Origin of the sequence: Rahnella bonaserana, from assembly GCF_019049675.1 — a bacterium.
GTDB lineage: Bacteria > Pseudomonadota > Gammaproteobacteria > Enterobacterales > Enterobacteriaceae > Rahnella > Rahnella bonaserana.
Genome location: NZ_JAFMOW010000058.1, coordinates 175,929 through 190,281, shown reverse-complemented (window position 1 = coordinate 190,281; position 14,353 = coordinate 175,929). Strand labels below are relative to the sequence as shown.

The following is a 14,353-nucleotide window of genomic DNA, read 5'->3' as shown; positions in this document are numbered from 1 at the left end:
GGGATCATCAGATCCCGGGGGCTTTTTTTAACCGGCAGGTAAGAGCTTACTTACGCTTTGTTGTTCAGCGCCAGTGCTTCTTTTTTGCGATCGTTGCGCAGTTTAAACGCATAACCGACCAGCAGCGCGACGACCCACACCAACCCGACATACAACGAAATTCGGGTATCCGGGAAGTAACCAATCAGGCCGATGATAAACACCAGGAACAGAATACCGAAGACCGAGGTAAACACGCCGCCCCGCAGCGGGAATTCAAGTTCTTTAACCTGTTGTTTGCTCAGTTTGCGACGGAAACCAATCTGGGAGAACAGGATCATAATCCACACCCAGACTGTCGCGAACGTCGCCAGAGAGGCGATCACCAGGAACACGCTCGACGGCATGATGTAGTTCAGGTAAACCGCCACCAGCAGCGCCGCCATCATCACCAGCACGGTGACCCACGGCGTCCCCAGACGCGAAACCTTGCTGAACATTTTCGGTGCCTGTCCCTGCTCTGCCATCCCGTGCAGCATGCGGCCCACGCCGAACACATCACTGTTAATGGCAGAAAGCGACGCAGTGATCACCACGAAATTCAGAATGGCCGCTGCGGCAGTGATGCCCATGTGCTGGAAGGTCAGTACAAACGGACTGCCCTGCGTACCCACCTGATTCCATGGGAAAATGGACATAATCACAAACAGCGTACCCACGTAAAACACCAGAATACGCAGAGGGACAGAGTTGATGGCCTTCGGAATGGATTGCTTTGGATTTTCAGCTTCACCGGCCGTGATACCGATAATTTCAATACCGCCGTAAGCAAACATCACCAGCTGGAGCGACAGGATCGTCCCCATAATGCCCTGGCTGAAGAAACCGCCGTTGCTCCACAGATTGTGGATGCCGGTCGCCTGTCCTCCGTTACCAATGCCCCAGAAGATAATCCCAAAGCCTGCCACGATCATGATGATGATGGTCAGTACTTTGAAGAAGGAGAACCAGAACTCCAGCTCGCCGAAGACTTTCACGCTGACCAGATTGATCGCGCCGATAATCAGCACCACGCTGAGTACCCAGGTCCATTGCGGCACATCCGGGAACCAGACGCCCATATAAATGCCGAATGCCGTCACATCAGCGATGGCAACGATCAGGATTTCGAAACAATACGTCCAGCCGGTGATGTAACCCGCCATTGGCCCGAGATAATCCTGCGCATAGCGGGAGAATGAACCGCTCTGCGGGTTGTGAACGGACATCTCACCCAGGGCGCGCATAATGATAAACGCGATGATCCCGCCGACCAGATACGCCAGCAATACACTCGGCCCCGCCATTTTGATGGCATCTGCCGAGCCATAAAACAGTCCGGTTCCGATGGCTGATCCCAGTGCCATAAAGCGAATATGGCGCGTTGTCAGGCCACGTTTTAACTTCGTGCCTGGCGCTTCGTTCTGCGCTGTTGGTTGTTCAGCTTCTTGCTGCATGTGCATTAACCCGTGTTGTTTTTTTAACTATCAAAAATCGTATTCTAAAAAATGACTTTTAGCCTGCCAATGAAAAAGCCACGGAAGGGTTCTCCGTGGCCTGATTGGCTAAATATTCTTCAGACGATCATTCTTTAAGGTCTTCGAACATTCACCCGATAATCATTGGTGCGCGGTGACGCTGCGCGGGCCGCTGATTTTGTCATAAATCCCGACCAGTACCAGCATTAATAATGACGGTGGTAACCAGGCAAGACCTTGCGCAGCCAGTGGCAGGTTCGCGGTCCAGGCTGGCATCAGGTCAGCAAAAGCAGAAGCCTTGATACCGTCAACGATGCCGAACACCAGGCTCACGACCATGACCGGAGCCACGATACGGGTGGCGCTGTTCCACCAGCGCAGGGTAAAGCTCAGCACAACCAGCGCGATACAGGGTGGATAAATCGCAGTCAGTACCGGCACAGAAATCTGGATCAGATGGCTCAACCCGAGGTTAGAAACCAGCATCGAGAACAGACCCAGAATGAACACCAGCGTTTTGTAAGACAGCGGCAGGTATTGGGCAAAGAATTCCGCACAGGCGCAGGTCAGGCCAACCGCCGTAACCATACAGGCGATGAAGATCAGCGCACCTAAGAAGAAGCTGCCAACGCTACCAAAAGTATGGGCGACGTAAGCATGCAGGATAACCGCACCGTTGGTCGCATCCGGCACCAGCGAGGCGCTGTTTTCACCGAGTTTGAACAGGCTCAGATAAACCAGCATCAGACCCAGACCGGCAATCAGACCGGCAAGAACAGTATAACGGGTCAGCAATTTTGCATCAGACACACCACGGGAACGCGCGGCATTGACGATAACGATACCAAACACCAGCGCACCCAGCGTATCCATGGTCAGATAGCCGTTAACAAAACCACTGGAGAAAGGAACCGTCTGGTAAGCACCGACAGCAGGCATTGGCTGACCGGCAGGCCACAGCAGTGCAGCGATACCCAGCGCAGCCAGAGCGACCATTTTCAGCGGTGCCAGGAAATGCCCGACAGTATCAAGCAAACGGCCCGGATACAGGGAAATACCGATAACCAGAGTGAAGTAAATCACGCTGTAAATCAGCAGTGGCAGCGGGCCGTCACCGGTCATCGGTGCGATACCCACTTCAAACGACACCGTCGCGGTACGCGGCGTGGCAAACAGCGGCCCTACCGCCAGATAACAGACGGTGGCCAGAAGAATACCGGCACCACGACCAATCGGCGTACTCAGCGCATCCACACCGCCGCCAACGCGCGCAAGTGCAATCACCGTCATCACCGGTAGCCCGACCGCAGTAATCATAAATCCGGCGGCTGCCCACCAGACGTCATGACCTGCCTGCAGGCCAACCATTGGCGGGAAAATAATATTCCCTGCCCCGACGAATAAGGCAAAGGTCATGAAACCCAGCGCCATAATATCTTTATTTGTTAAACGAGTACTCATGATGGGTGTCGTGTTGCCTGTTCAAATGAATAAAGTGTCCGTTGCTGTCGCCGTGCCACGTCGTCAAAAGGAGGAATGGCGTAAAACAGCCAGAGAGCACCCAGTGAGGAACGAAGTAAGCTAAAAACGCCTGATGATATGCAGATAATTACGTTGTTATGCAGGGAGTATCGAGCGACAGCGGACGCTAAGGTAAACTTTTATAGCGTATAAAGGCAAGCCGTGATCCAAAAAGCAGAGTGTTTGACCAGATTAATAACAGAAGTCAGGTATATTCACTAAATACAGCGAAAAACACACCATATGATATGTATGATTTTTGAACTAATGAAGCACAAGATATGCTCCAATAAGACGAAAAATGCGTGAAATCACCATTCTCAGGTTATTTCACGCACAGTTTACAGAATTTTTACAAGGTCAAAATTTGACCACGCCCGGCTGTTACCAGACGCGAGCGGCAATATCGACGACCAGCTTCAGTTTTTCCCACTGCTGCGCTTCGGTCAGGCTGTTACCTTCTTCCGTTGAAGCGAAACCACATTGCGGGCTGAGGCAAATCTGGTTGATATCCAGATATTCTGCGGCTTCGGCCAGACGTGCTTCCACCGTTTTCGCCAGTTCAAGCTCACCGGATTTGGTCGTAATCAGACCCAGAACCGCCTGCTGATGGCCTTTTTTGATGAAACGCAGTGGCTCGAAACCACCGGAACGCTCGTTGTCATATTCCAGGAAGAAGGCATCGATGTTCACGCCGCCAAACAGAATCTCTGCCACCGGCTCATAGCCACCCTCTGAAATCCAGGTGGAGCGGAAGTTGCCGCGACAGACATGCAGACCAATCACCAGATCGTCCGGTTTACCGGCAATCGCTTTGTTCAGGACGTCAGCGTAAGTACGCGCTAACTCTTCCGGAGAATCGCCACGTTCGCGGATTTGTTTCTTCTGATCTTCAGAACACAGATAGGCCCAGACGGTGTCATCGAGTTGCAGATAGCGGCAACCGGCATCGTAAAACGCCTTAATCGCGTCACGGTAAACCTGTGCCAGATCGTCAAAATAATCTTTCAGATCCGGATACACGTCTTTGCTGATGGCGTCACGGCCACCGCGGAAATGCATCACGCTTGGGCTGGGAATGGTCATCTTCGGCACAGCACTTCCGCTGATGCTTTTCAGGAAACGGAAATCCTCCAGCATCGGATGCGAACCAAAACCGAGTTTACTGACCACTTTAATGCTGCGGGCTTTGGTCTGTACACCGTTGAACTGGATCCCCTGCACCGCATCGTAACCTTCAACGCCTTCCAGACCTTCGAAGAAATCGAAGTGCCACCATGCACGGCGGAACTCACCGTCAGTGACCACTTGCAAACCTGCTTCGCGCTGTAAATCCACCACACGGCGGATTTCGGTATCTTCTACTGCACGCAGCTGCGCGGCGGTAATTTCACCCGCGTGAAACTGCTTACGGGCTTCTTTAATCGCCAGAGGGCGCAGGAAACTGCCAACGACGTCAGCGCGGAACGGAGGTGTGGTACGTTGCATGAAGAGCTCCTTAATGACATCCGCGGGTGGCGAGATGCGAATGATTCACAAAGTAAATAATTACACTGCGTTATATTTAGACATCTGGATGTCTAAACGTCTTTAAGAGGATACTGTCATGCAGAATGTTCACGAGCAACAGAGGAATCTTCATGGCACGTGAAAGAAATTCATGTTGTCATGCAGGGCGTTCATTACTGAAAGGAAAAGCCTGCCACCGGAGATAGCAGGCTTTGAAGAGATCAGGATTTGGCAGAGACCGGCTTGCCTGAATCAGAAGGAACAATCAACTTCGGTGCCAGTGTGAATATAAAGCGGGTACCGACGCCGACTTCACTCATCACTTCAAGCCTGGCGTTATGATGACTCAGGGCGTGTTTGACGATGGCCAGCCCCAGACCGCTGCCGCCGGTCTGGCGTGAACGCGCTTTATCGACCCGGTAAAAACGTTCAGTCAGGCGCGGCAGGTGTTGCGGCGCAATGCCCGGCCCGTTATCGCTGATCTGGAACTGCGCGCCGTGCGGCGTTTGTTGCCAGCTGACTTCAATCCGCGTCCCCGCCGGGGTGTGGTTGACGGCGTTGTACACCAGATTCGACACCGCGCTGCGTAACTGATCTTCATTGCCAAAGACCTTCAGTTTCTCGTTTACACGGAACACCACTTCGTGACGGCCACCGCTTAAAGATTGCACTTCGCGCTCCAGCATGCCGAGCATCACCGGAATATCGACTTTTTCCTGCATATCGATATTCGCTGACGCTTCGATTTTCGACAATGTCAGCAGCTGCTTGACCAGCCCGTCCATGCGCCGCGTCTGTTCCTGCATGGTGTCCAGCGCTTTGGTTCGAAACGGCTCTTCCAGTTTGGCGTCTTCCATCATCTCCAGATAACCCTGCAATACGGTCAGCGGGGTTCTCAGTTCATGACTGACGTTAGCGAAGAAGTTTCGACGTGCACCTTCGAGCTGACGCATCTGCGTAACGTCACGCGCCACCATCAGCAATTGCCCCTCGGAATAAGGCATCACGCGAAACTCGACGTAATGCTCATTATTGAGTTGCAAATTCAGGGCACGGCTGAAATCACGGGTCTGGATCCAGGTTCGAAATTCGGGATAACGCAGCAGGTTAAAGATGTGCTGCCCGTTATCTTCCGGCCAGCGGAAACCGAGCAAATCCTGCGCCAGCCCGTTACACCAGAAAATATTGCCTTCTTCCGTTGTCAGCACCACCGCATCGGGCAATGATTCGGCACCGCTGCGGAAACGTTTGATGAGCTGACCTAATTCGCGACGGCGACGGCGGTTACGCATCTGCATCTGGTTTAGCCCGTAAAACAAAGGCTCCCAGCTCCAGCGGCCATTCGGCGGGGTTATGCTGCGGTCAAGCCACAGCCAGTGAGAGAGTTTGAGCTGATTGTAATAATTCCAGCCCAGCGCCGCCAGCAGCGACGCAAAGAGGAGCCAGCCAAAGTGGCCGACAAAGATACCGAGGATTAACGCTGGCAGGCAAAAGAGAAAGAATTCACCGGCCAATCGTTTCCATGACAAACGTTCTAGCACACAGATTCTCCGCTGTGGGGACTCAATAACGCGTTGAAAAACGGTATCCGGTTCCACGAACAGTCTGGATCATTCTGTCATGTCCACTGGTTTCCAGCGCTTTACGTAAACGACGAATATGCACGTCTACCGTGCGATCTTCCACATAAACGTTAGTGCCCCAGACGTTATTGAGCAACTGTTCGCGGCTATAAACACGTTCGGAATGGGTCATAAAGAAGTGTAATAATTTAAATTCGGTCGGCCCCATATCGAGCGCCTGCTCGTTGGCCATCACCCGGTGAGAGGAGGGATCCAGACTCAGCCCCTGCATGTCGATCACTTCTTCCACCGCCATTGGCGAGATGCGACGCATCACGGCTTTAATGCGGGCAACCAGTTCTTTTGGTGAAAACGGTTTGGTGATGTAATCATCGGCACCGACTTCCAGGCCGCGCACCCGATCTTCTTCTTCACCACGGGCGGTCAGCATCATTACCGGAATTTCGCGGGTCAGCGCTTCACGTTTGAGATGTTTGATAAACTGAATACCGGAACCGCCGGGTAACATCCAGTCAAGCAGGATGAGTTCGGGATAAGGTTCTACCAACTGGCCAACGGCTGAATCAAAATCTTCAGCTTCTACTGCCTGATATCCATTCTGTTCCAGTACAAAACACACCATTTCACGGATTGGAGCTTCGTCTTCAACCACCAATATACGTCTTGCCATCGTAGGTCCTGCCAATAGGTTAGCGATCTTTTATTTGATTGCGGGCGCCATTATGCGTCAGTTTTGTGACAGATTTATGAATAGAAAGAATGGTTCATTACAGTCAAATATGACAGATACATTCCTTCTATTTCGCTGCCATCTTGCTGAAATTGGTCTGATTTATCGGGGACAGCGTCCCCTGCAGACGTTTATACTTTGCCCCATTGTCGTCATCCAGGATTCATACGGGAGTCTCATGCGCCTGATCCATACCTCAGACTGGCACCTCGGCCAGTACTTTTTCACCAAAAGTCGTGCTGCCGAACATCAGGCATTTTTGCACTGGCTGACCGGTCAGGTGCAGCAATATCAGGTAGATGCCGTGATTGTCGCGGGCGATATATTTGATACCGGCTCACCGCCCAGCTATGCCCGCGAGCTTTACAACCGCTTCGTCGTCGAACTGCAACAAACCGGCTGTCAGCTGGTTGTGCTGGCCGGTAATCACGATTCTGTCGCTACCCTCAATGAATCACGCGAGCTGCTTTCCTGCCTGAATACGCGGGTGATTGCTACCGTCGGTGAAAATCTCTCAGAACAGATTCTGGTGCTCAACCAGCGTGACGGAAAACCTGGCGCGGTGCTTTGCGCGATTCCCTTTTTACGCCCGCGTGATTTGCTCGCCAGTCAGGCGGGACAATCCGGCAGTGACAAACAGCTGGCATTGCAGGAAGCCATCGCCGCGCACTATGACGCGCTGTGGCAGGCCGCACAAGCCAAACGCGATGAACTGGGCGTCCCGCTGCCCGTGATTGCCACCGGCCATCTGACCACTGTCGGCGTCAGTACCTCTGATTCGGTGCGCGACATTTATATAGGCACGCTGGATGCATTTCCGGCGCAGGCTTTTCCGCCGGTGGATTATGTGGCGCTTGGCCATATTCATCGCGCGCAGTGCGTCGCGAAAACCGAACATATCCGTTACAGCGGTTCGCCCATTGCCCTGAGTTTTGACGAACTGAGCAAAGCCAAAAGTGTGTACTTACTCGATTTCGATGGTGCGACGCTCAACGCCATCGACACGCTGGAAATTCCGGTGTTCCAGCCGATGCAGATAATTAAAGGCTCGCTGGCCGAGATTGAAAAACAACTGGCGCAGTTCGAAGGCGGCGATCCGGTCAAACCGGTATGGCTGGATATTGAAGTCGCCACCCAGGATTATCTCAGTGATATCCAGCGACGCATTCAGGTGCTGACGGCGGATCTGCCGGTGGAAGTGGTTCTTTTGCGTCGCAGCAAAGAACAGCGCATCAACAGCATTGAACAACAGGAAAAAGAAACACTCAGCGAACTGACCGTCAGTGACGTCTTTGAACGACGGCTGGCGCTGGAACCTGACCCGGACGAACCGCGTCAGGCACGTATGCGCACCCTGTTTGCGCAGGTGGTTGAACAGGTCACCAGCGGTCAGAACGCGGAGGACAACGCACAATGAAAATTCTCAGCCTGCGTTTAAAAAACCTGAATTCGCTGGAAGGCGAATGGAAAATTGATTTCACCGCCGAGCCTTTTGCCAGCAACGGATTGTTCGCCATCACCGGCCCGACCGGCGCGGGGAAAACCACCCTGCTCGATGCCATCTGTCTGGCGCTTTATCATCAGACGCCACGCCTTAACATCACGCCCAGTCAGAATGAGCTGATGACCCGTCACACTGCGGAATCACTGGCGGAGGTTGAGTTTGAAGTCAAAGGCGTGGGTTACCGTGCGTTCTGGAGCCAGCGTCGCGCCAAAAACTCGCCGGACGGTAATCTGCAGGCCCCCAAAGTCGAACTGGCGTTACTGGCCGACGGCAAAATTCTGGCCGATAAAGTGCGTGACAAACTCGATGCCATCGCCACTCTGACCGGACTGGATTTCGGTCGCTTCACCAAATCCATGATGCTGTCTCAGGGGCAGTTTGCCGCGTTTCTGAATGCTGATGCCAATGACCGCGCCGAACTGCTGGAAGAACTGACCGGCACCGAAATTTACGGGCTGCTGTCTGAGCGCGTATTTGAACAGCATAAAGAAGCAAGGATAACGCTCGACGGTTTGCATCAGCGCATGGCCGGTATCGAACTGCTTAGCGAGGAACAGCGCCAGACGCTCGAGGCACAACTTGCTGAACTTAACGCGCAGGAAATCAACCTCAGTCAGCAGGCGCAGCAGCGCCAGCAAGATCTGAACTGGCTGCAACAATGGCAGCAGGTGCAGCAAAAACAGCAGCAATCTCAGCTACAGCTGATCGCCGCCGAGCAGGAGAATCTGGCTGCCGCGCCGCAATTGCAGCAACTGGCACGCAGCGAACCGGCAGAAAAACTGCGTCCGTTGCTCAATGATCGCCAGCGTTGTCAGGATGAATCGCAGCGTCTTCAGCAGCAACTGACGCTTCTGACGCAGCAGCAGGAACAGCAGATCGCGCAGATGACGCCGCTGAATCTGGCGGTGGAACAGGGGCAAACGGCACGTCAGAAACAGGCGGAAGAACAGCGTCAGATGCAGGCGCTGATTGAAGAAAAAATCCTGCCGCTGGATGGCGAGATTATCCAGTGGCGTAAATCACTCACTGAAACGCAGCAGTCGGTCACTGACGTACAGAAACTGGTCAGTGAGCATAATGCAACACTGGCACAAATGACCGCCGAACGGCAGAAACTGGACGAAGAAAACCGCCAGCATCAGGCCCGCCAGACCGCGCTGACAGACGCACTGAATGCCGCGCAACAGCGTCAGACAGAGCTGGAAAAACAGCATCCGCTGACGATCTTGCAGAAACGACAAACGGAACTGACGCAGTTGCGTCCGGTACGTCAGCAGTTGTTTTCACTCTCACAAATTTTCCCACAGTTGAACCAGCGCGTTCAGCAACAGCATAAAGATCTTGCGCAGTATCAGACGCAACTGGCTGAAGAAGAACAGCGTCTGGGCACCCTCCGCCTGCAATGCCAGAAACAGCTGGAACATCTGAACGACGTCAAAGCGCTGCATAAACAGGAAATGCTGATCGTCAGCCTTGAAGCCGAACGCGCAAATCTGCAAAGCGGCAAAGCCTGCCCGTTGTGCGGTTCCACATCGCATCCGGCGATTGAGCATTATCAGGAGGTCAAACCCTCTGAAACCGCGCAACGCGTCGAGAAAATGCAGCTGGAATTCGATGCAGCAAAAGCCAGCGGCATCGAACTGGCAGCGAAAATCAAAAGCCTGAAAGAACAGCAAACGCGGCTGCAAATCCAGCTAGAGCAAGACCAGCAGCAACTGAATGCGCATGCCGAAAAATGGCAACAGCTCAGCGCACCGCTGAATCTGACATTTACGCTACATGACAGCGCCGACATCACACAATGGCTGACCGCCCGCGATGAAGAAGAACAGCAATCGCAGGCACTGATCAGCCAGCATGAACAGCTGGCGCGGTCGCTGCAACAGGCTAAAGATGCCCTGAATGACGCCCTGATTGCTCAACAGAAAGTGCAGCAGCAAAGCGCATTGCTGACCGAACGTGTTACCCGGCTGGAAGAGACGCAGGCGAAATCTCAGCAGGACGTCCAGCGGCTGCAAAAGTTGTTTGCAGAAGGCGAAAAAAACCTTTCAGAACTGACTGCCCGACGCCATGAATTGTTCGGCGATCGCGTGGTGGCACAGATTCGCGAGCACTTACATCAGCAACAGCAGGCGGCAGAAAAAGCGCTCAGTGACGCACAAACCGCACTGCAAAAAGCGCAGGAACAGCGCGATCAGCTGGCCGGTCAGCTGGCGAGTACTCAACAACAACAATTGCAGGCCGCCACCCGGCTGACACAGGCAGAAAACGCGTGGCAACAGGCGCTGAACGCCAGCGGATTTACCGATGAAGCCGCAGTGAAACTGGCGCTGCTTGATGACGTACTGCGTCAGCAACTTCAGCAACGCAAAGAACGTCTGCAACAGCAGCTGGCGCAGGCGCAGGCGTTACGGGCAGATGCCAGTCAGCAGCTCGAAAAACATCGTCTTGCCCGCCCTGCCCATCTGAATGAAACCGACAGTGATCTTGATGCTCTGACGGCGCAACAGGCTGAACTGTCGCAACAGCTGAAAGCGTTACAGCAACGTCTGGGCGAGGTGAAAAATCAGCTTGAAAGCGACAAACAGCGCCACAGCGGACAACAGGCGCTGATCGCTCAGATTGCGCAGGCGCAGCTGACGTGTGATGACTGGGGCTATCTGAATCAGATGATTGGCTCCAGCGACGGCGCGAAATTCCGTAAATTTGCGCAGGGTCTGACGCTTGATCATCTGGTGTATCTGGCAAACCGTCAGCTGGAAAAACTGCACGGTCGTTATCTGTTGCAGCGCAAAACCAGCGATGCGCTGGAATTACAGGTGGTCGATACCTGGCAGGCGGACGCCGTACGCGACACCCGCACCTTATCCGGCGGCGAAAGTTTCCTGGTCAGTCTGGCGCTGGCGCTGGCGCTGTCTGATCTGGTCAGCGATAAAACCCGCATTGACTCTTTGTTCCTCGACGAAGGTTTCGGCACACTCGACGCCGATACGCTGGACACCGCGCTGGATGCGCTCGACAGCCTGAATGCCTCGGGCAAAACCATCGGCGTCATCAGCCATGTCGAAGCAATGAAAGATCGCATTCCGGTGCAGATCAAAGTCACCAAAGTGAACGGTCTGGGCGTCAGCCGCCTGAGCAGTGAATTTAAAGTCTGACTGATTATCCCTGCGGAGCATCTGGCTGGAGAATTGCTAGCCATCTGCTCCGCAATGGATCCTCATTGTGAGCAACTGCACAAAAATCGCACCAGCGCGGTGCGTTCATTCATTCCAACCCGCTGAATTCCCGCTTATTCCCTCCACCCGCTAAAGTGGCACGCCCTGTGCTTAACGTTATGTATACAAGTTGCAGTACAAGTTGCTGCGCCTTCATAACCGCTAAGGGAACCGCCTATGAATAACATCAAACCTGAAGTCGATAAAAAACGCCGCCAGCTGATGAAATGGCTCGCCATTACCGGCGGCGTCTCCACACTTGGCGGTATGATCCCGACTTCAGTCTTTGCGGCTGAAGACGACGAAATTCGCATTGGTTACTGGCCGATTGTTGGCGGTTTGCCTTTATATGTGGCGCTGGAACAGGGCTTTTTTAAAGAGGCCGGGCTGAATGTGAAAGGGGTTAAATTCGCCAGCGCACAGCAAATTGTCGAGGGCATGATCACCGGCAGGATCCACGGCTGCGCCAACGGCACGGCCACGGGCGCGCTGGGGCTGGGGGCGATCACCTCACCGGATTTGTTCAAAATCATCTGCTCGAATCCGTCCAATCATCAGCTGGTTCTGGATGAATTTCTGGTGCCTCTGAACAGCTCTGCGAAAGCGATCAGCGATCTGAAAGGTAAGAAGATCGCCTGCGGGCCGGGGATCCAGAACGTGACAATGGCGAAGATCATTCTGGAGAAAAATGGTTTCACTCATCCTTCAGTGATCGAACTGCCGGTCGGGCAGCACGCACCTGCGCTGGCCGCCGGACAAATTGACGGCGTGTATACACTCGAACCCACAGGCACCGTCGGGCGCATGAAAAACCTTTCCCGCACGCTGGAAACCGGCGTGATTTCTAAATATGTGCTCGGCAACGCCGACGCGCCATGGTTTGGCGGCGCAGCGGCGCTGAACTCCAGCTTTATCGCCAGCAAACCGGAAGAAACCAAAAAGTTTATTGCCGCTTATCAGAAAGCGGTGGAATTCATTGCGTCTCATCCTGACAAAGCCCGCGAAAACGTCGCCGGTTACACCAGCATTGAACCGGCGCTTGTCAAAGAAGTGCCGCTGCCGGGCTTTGTCATGTATCCCGATTTGAAAGGCGACAACCTGCAATGGTTCCAGAAATTTTATGACGTCTTTACGGAAAGAAAAATCTTCAGCAAACCGGTGGATGTCGCCTCGCTGATTTATAAAGGATAAGGAGAAACAGGATGACTTCACGCTGGTCTTCAAGGTTACTGCCGCTGGTCGGCCCTGTGCTGCTGTTTTTATTCTGGCAGCTGGCCGTCAGCGCAAAATGGCTGAATCCGGTGCTTCTGCCTTCGCCCGTCGAGACAATCGGCTACATGTTCCAGTCGTTTTTCGATGCTTCCATGCGCACCGACATCGGCGCAACCCTTTACCGTACGCTGGTATCCTTTGCTTTTGCCGCAGTAATTGGCGTGCCGCTTGGCGTCATTTTAGGCAGCAATGAAAAGGTCTATCGCAGTCTGGAATTTCTGATCGACTTCTTCCGCTCCACGCCGTCATCAGCGCTGATCCCGCTGTTTATGCTGATTTTCGGCATTACCGATGCCAATAAAATTGCCATCGCCGCCTTTGCCGCAGTGCTGGTTATCCTGTTTAACAGCGCATACGGCGTGATGAATGCAAAAAAAACCCGGCTGATGGCGGCCAGAGTGATGGGGATTTCCCGCTGGCATATTTTCAAAGACATCCTGCTGATGGAAAGCCTGGCACAAACCTTCGTCGGCTTGCGCACCGGCGTGTCCATTGCTCTGGTGATCGTGATCGTCGCCGAAATGTTTATCGGATCGGAAACCGGCCTCGGTCACCGGATCATCGATGCCCAGCAGGTATTTAACATCAAAGATATGTACGCCTCGATCCTGATCACCGGCGCGCTGGGTTATCTGCTCAATCTGGCCTTTTTGCTGATCGAGAAAAAAACTGTCCACTGGAGTAGCAAAGCATGACGCAACCTCTCTCGCTGAACCCCGATTACAAAGGCCCGCAGTTGCCGCAGTACGCCACGCGCCCGGATACCCATGTGACGATCCGCGGGCTGAGCAAAGCGTTTGCCGGACAGCCGCTGTATACCGATCTGAATCTCGATTTACCGCGTGGGAAAATCGTGTCGATCTTCGGGCCGAACGGCTGCGGTAAATCGACCTTAATGAACATGATCGCCGGGCTGATCCCGTCAGATAAAGGCGACATTCTGTTTGATGGCAAAACGCTTTCTGAAACCACTATCGGTTATGTGTTTCAGAACTACCGCGACGCGCTGTTTCCGTGGATGAGTGCCCGCGCCAATATCGCCTATCCGCTGATCCGCCATGGCATGAGTAAGGCCGAAGTGAATGCGCGGGTCGAGGAACTGACGCAAATGTTTGATATCCGTTTCGACCTGAAACGCTACCCGTATGAGCTTTCCGGCGGCCAGCAGCAGACCGTGTGCATCATGAGAGCGCTGGCGACGCGTCCGGAAGTGATGTTCCTCGACGAGCCTTTCTCGGCGCTGGATTTCGAGATGACGCTGTTTATTCGCGATAAATTGCAGGAAGTACAACTGGCGACCGGCGTCACCATGCTGATTGTGTCGCATGATCTGGAGGATGCGGTCTTTCTGGCGGATGAGATTTTACTGCTGACACGGCGACCGACTCAAATTGCGGAAATCGTGCCATTCGATCTGCCCCGCCCGCGCGGTTCAGAAATCATGAGCCACCCTGAATTTATCCGCGTTAAGGCGCACACACTGGAAGTCTTCAAACGGGAGATGGCACTTTAACTATGAA

At 53.6% G+C, this 14,353-nt stretch carries 10 protein-coding genes; 5 read left to right on the top strand and 5 right to left on the bottom strand.

The genetic code is table 11. From position 1 onward, the window contains the following. Positions 1–50 precede the first annotated feature (50 nt). From proY to phoB, 5 genes are all read right to left on the bottom strand, one after another. Entirely contained in the window at positions 51–1,475 is a 1,425-nt protein-coding gene (gene proY / locus J1778_RS08720; protein ID WP_217172831.1) for a proline-specific permease ProY, read from the bottom strand. Positions 1,476–1,637: 162 nt separating this feature from the next. Further along, complete coding sequence (gene brnQ / locus J1778_RS08715; RefSeq protein ID WP_217172830.1) at positions 1,638–2,957, bottom strand: branched-chain amino acid transport system II carrier protein; 1,320 nt, start codon at positions 2,955–2,957, stop codon at positions 1,638–1,640. Between the two features lie 444 nt (positions 2,958–3,401). After that, positions 3,402–4,505: a cobalamin-independent methionine synthase II family protein gene (locus J1778_RS08710; protein ID WP_217172829.1), complete on the bottom strand. Its 1,104-nt coding sequence runs from the start codon at positions 4,503–4,505 to the stop codon at positions 3,402–3,404. Positions 4,506–4,747: 242 nt separating this feature from the next. Then, positions 4,748–6,067 (bottom strand): phosphate regulon sensor histidine kinase PhoR, encoded by a 1,320-nt coding sequence (gene phoR, locus J1778_RS08705; RefSeq protein ID WP_217172828.1) that lies wholly within the window; start codon positions 6,065–6,067, stop codon positions 4,748–4,750. A 22-nt stretch (positions 6,068–6,089) separates the two neighbouring features. Further along, positions 6,090–6,779 carry a phosphate response regulator transcription factor PhoB gene (phoB, locus tag J1778_RS08700; RefSeq protein WP_112287479.1) on the bottom strand — a complete coding sequence of 230 codons (690 nt, stop codon included), beginning with the start codon at positions 6,777–6,779 and terminating at the stop codon, positions 6,090–6,092. A 238-nt stretch (positions 6,780–7,017) separates the two neighbouring features. Here phoB and sbcD point away from each other — a divergent pair, with 238 nt between their 5' ends. From sbcD to J1778_RS08675, 5 genes are all read left to right on the top strand, one after another. Continuing rightward, on the top strand, positions 7,018–8,256 hold the full coding sequence (sbcD, locus tag J1778_RS08695; RefSeq protein WP_217172827.1) for an exonuclease subunit SbcD: 1,239 nt from the start codon (positions 7,018–7,020) through the stop codon (positions 8,254–8,256). Further along, positions 8,253–11,501, top strand: a complete 3,249-nt coding sequence (sbcC, locus tag J1778_RS08690) for an exonuclease subunit SbcC (RefSeq protein ID WP_217172826.1) — start codon at positions 8,253–8,255, stop codon at positions 11,499–11,501. The genes sbcD and sbcC overlap by 4 nt, the downstream gene beginning before the upstream one ends. 237 nt (positions 11,502–11,738) lie before the next feature. Next, positions 11,739–12,752, top strand: a complete 1,014-nt coding sequence (locus J1778_RS08685) for an ABC transporter substrate-binding protein (protein WP_217172825.1) — start codon at positions 11,739–11,741, stop codon at positions 12,750–12,752. 11 nt (positions 12,753–12,763) lie between these two features. Then, on the top strand, positions 12,764–13,528 hold the full coding sequence (locus J1778_RS08680) for an ABC transporter permease (RefSeq protein WP_120160832.1): 765 nt from the start codon (positions 12,764–12,766) through the stop codon (positions 13,526–13,528). Next, a complete protein-coding gene (locus tag J1778_RS08675; protein ID WP_238484628.1) occupies positions 13,525–14,346 on the top strand; it encodes an ABC transporter ATP-binding protein in 822 nt (273 codons plus the stop codon). The genes J1778_RS08680 and J1778_RS08675 overlap by 4 nt, the downstream gene beginning before the upstream one ends. The last annotated feature ends 7 nt before the right edge of the window (positions 14,347–14,353 follow it).

What these genes read in the sequence shown, in the direction of transcription:
- proY (WP_217172831.1), bottom strand. Translation starts at nt 1,475, where the DNA reads ATGCAGCAAGAAGCTGAACAACCAACAGCGCAGAACGAAGCGCCAGGC.
- brnQ (WP_217172830.1), bottom strand. Translation starts at nt 2,957, where the DNA reads ATGAGTACTCGTTTAACAAATAAAGATATTATGGCGCTGGGTTTCATG.
- J1778_RS08710 (WP_217172829.1), bottom strand. Translation starts at nt 4,505, where the DNA reads ATGCAACGTACCACACCTCCGTTCCGCGCTGACGTCGTTGGCAGTTTC.
- phoB (WP_112287479.1), bottom strand. Translation starts at nt 6,779, where the DNA reads ATGGCAAGACGTATATTGGTGGTTGAAGACGAAGCTCCAATCCGTGAA.
- sbcD (WP_217172827.1), top strand. Translation starts at nt 7,018, where the DNA reads ATGCGCCTGATCCATACCTCAGACTGGCACCTCGGCCAGTACTTTTTC.
- sbcC (WP_217172826.1), top strand. Translation starts at nt 8,253, where the DNA reads ATGAAAATTCTCAGCCTGCGTTTAAAAAACCTGAATTCGCTGGAAGGC.
- J1778_RS08685 (WP_217172825.1), top strand. Translation starts at nt 11,739, where the DNA reads ATGAATAACATCAAACCTGAAGTCGATAAAAAACGCCGCCAGCTGATG.
- J1778_RS08680 (WP_120160832.1), top strand. Translation starts at nt 12,764, where the DNA reads ATGACTTCACGCTGGTCTTCAAGGTTACTGCCGCTGGTCGGCCCTGTG.
- J1778_RS08675 (WP_238484628.1), top strand. Translation starts at nt 13,525, where the DNA reads ATGACGCAACCTCTCTCGCTGAACCCCGATTACAAAGGCCCGCAGTTG.